This is a genomic window from Porphyromonas sp. HMSC077F02 (assembly GCF_001815465.1).
In the GTDB taxonomy this organism is placed as follows: Bacteria; Bacteroidota; Bacteroidia; order Bacteroidales; family Porphyromonadaceae; genus Porphyromonas_A; species Porphyromonas_A somerae.
This window is the reverse complement of sequence record NZ_KV820649.1, coordinates 1-268: the sequence shown is the minus strand read 5'-3', so window position 1 is coordinate 268 and position 268 is coordinate 1. Positions and strand designations below refer to the sequence as shown.

1 pseudogene is annotated in these 268 nt (G+C 46.6%); it reads right to left on the bottom strand.

Features of this window, described 5'->3' with window-relative positions:
• Window positions 1–268 (bottom strand): annotated as a pseudogene (locus HMPREF3027_RS09585) (hypothetical protein); the annotation flags it as partial.

Below are 268 nucleotides of genomic sequence, written 5' to 3'. Positions count from 1 at the left end.
CGGTCTCTCCCTAGTGGAGTCCCCTCCTTAAACTCTCGCTTATACATATGCCACAGCTTCTTACCGCCCATGCCAGGGGCTTTCTCTCGGGTTTCAAGAACGTACTCAACAGCCATCTCTTCAAGTGCCATATTGGCATGAAGTTTTGACTTTTTTCGCTTGTAATAGGCTTGCTTACTTACACCAAACAGGTCGCAAAGGAGCTGTATTGTATATTTCTTCAGATCCTGTGCGTGCAAGCGATCTACCGTTTGGTGCCAGCTTTTTT